Raw genomic sequence first — 2138 nt, forward strand, 5'->3', positions numbered from 1 at the left:
GCTTTTTGTTGAAGCTCACAATAGCGAGCAATTAAAATACGCAGATCAATACCGCAAGCCGTTGTGATATTATTGTGACTATTGTGTGCAGAATACCTTTTAAAATTTCCAGAGTCCCGCATGACAATAAAACCCTTATCATAAAGACTTGAAAGCAAACGACTAACACGGGAGTTACTACGACTGATTTCCACTCCCAAACGTTGATTGCTTTTGAATACGATTGGCATTCCCCCTTGTTCAAAAGAAGAAACTGAAGCTGTATCCAATAAAGCTAAAAGAAGATTACATTCAGTGTCTTTTATAAAACCAGTCATTCGCAATTTCTTAGCTAATCTAATCAATTGGCCACGGCTTACAGAACCAACCTCTGCATTTTCTGCCAATCTTCTGTATTCTATGTGATGTGCACCTATACGTCTTCCCGACGTTTTATTAACCATAATCATTTTAACCTCACTATTAGAGGCAAAAAAATGATAAAAACACCCCGTTTCTACAAAATTTCTCTTGCAGAACTCTTCGTAATGCATTAAACATTAAACTGTGTTATGAATGTTATGCATTACGTTATGAATGTTTTTAGAAAACCCTTCTGTTTCAGCAGTTGGGTTTTTTATTTTTTTGCCATTAATCTCCTCTTATTAAACAAGAATCATTGATCCGCATATTTTATGCAGTCTACGACTATACGTAAAACAAAAACATTTTCAATATACTAATAAATCTAAGGTCCCCGCTCTTCTCTGTTTACTGTACTTAAGGTCCCCTTCCTCCTATTCATTGTATTAGATTAGCAAGCCAAAGGCTTCTGATCTTCTTTCTTCTATTAAAGGATTTTTCTTTCTTTCACTGCATGAAATATGCAAAGAAAAAACAATGTCGTTGCCATTAAATACGAAATTAGGATTGATAAAATACCAACCACGATGAAAAGATCTAGCTATAATATTAGCTTTCTTTAACTCAACCAAACCACGTGAAAAGGTTGAGTGTGATAGTGTTATTTTCTCTTTCTGAGATTTTAAATAATCCTCTAGAACAAATTTATTTAAGAGTACTGGATTATTGCTAATTGCTTCGCTTTGAAACAACCACATTAAAACTCTAAAAGCTTTTATACCAGCTATTTTAAGTTCAAAATTTTTTTTAATAGCATCAATAGATTTCACCACAAACTGCTTATGATTTGCCTGTTTGTATGTCGTAATATGCGTTCCATTATTTTTACTTGTTGGGTGACTTAATCGTGATATTTGAATCCATTTTTTATTAATTGGAAGCACTCTATCAGCATTAAATGGATTATCCGCATATCTCATAGTTTGCTTTCTATGTTTGACTGATATATGAACTGTCATTTATGACAATACAATTGTCAATTATATAGTTAATTATGATATTATAGGTAAATTATTCTTCTATAATTGTCAATTTATTTTATTATTTTTTGAAAAAAAAATTTCAATTCATGCACGGGTATTGAAATGAAAGAAGTAAATTTACGACAAGGGCGGTATTCACCATTTGAAAATCCTTTTCTTAATAAGTCTGAATTTTGTATAGGTAATCAAACTATTAAAACACATATCACACAGCAAAAATCTATTGATCCAAACTCTAATGAAACAGCTAATATAGCTACGATTCTGATTACCGAAAAAGAAGATAAGAAAAGTTTCATCAAAATATTTGCTGCCGGTGTTCAAGCAATTTTTAATCTATCTCGTACTGGATATCGTGCTCTTATTCTAGCTTTACAAATATATCATGCCAATCAAAGCAATCATGATGGAAGCATCACTCTGATCTGGTATGATGGGGGAGTTAACGGACAAAAACTGGATATGACTGATAGAACATTTTATATAGGTATAAAAGAACTTATAAATAAAAAAATTTTACAACCAAAATTACCAAATCAATATTGGATGAATCCAGCTATATTTTTTAAAGGTAATAAAATTACTTTTATAAAAGAATATCAAATAAACTCATCTCCCACCAAAACTAAAGAAAAAACAAATCAAGTACAACAAGATCTTCCAGACGATGGATATCAAACCGATATTGAAGATTTTACAAATAAATAATAATCATACTTCATTGTTTTTTTGTAATTAAAGAGGGGAAAAGTG

Annotated in this window: 3 protein-coding genes; 1 reads left to right on the plus strand and 2 read right to left on the minus strand. The window is 31.2% G+C overall.

Going from position 1 to position 2138, the window contains the following annotated elements; genetic code table 11:
* The coding region (locus ME3_RS06625; RefSeq protein WP_039952761.1) for a helix-turn-helix domain-containing protein at window positions 1-443 on the minus strand (443 nt) is incomplete at its 3' end.
* Window positions 444-788: 345 nt separating this feature from the next.
* Window positions 789-1322 (minus strand): replication/maintenance protein RepL, encoded by a 534-nt coding sequence (locus ME3_RS06630; protein WP_039952757.1) that lies wholly within the window; start codon window positions 1320-1322, stop codon window positions 789-791.
* Window positions 1323-1487: 165 nt separating this feature from the next.
* On the opposite strand from ME3_RS06630, the gene ME3_RS06635 reads away from it, so the two are divergent.
* Window positions 1488-2093, plus strand: coding sequence for a hypothetical protein (locus ME3_RS06635; RefSeq protein WP_007478145.1), 606 nt, complete (start codon window positions 1488-1490; stop codon window positions 2091-2093).
* The last annotated feature ends 45 nt before the right edge of the window (window positions 2094-2138 follow it).

Source organism: Bartonella melophagi K-2C, from assembly GCF_000278255.1.
GTDB lineage: Bacteria > Pseudomonadota > Alphaproteobacteria > Rhizobiales > Rhizobiaceae > Bartonella > Bartonella melophagi.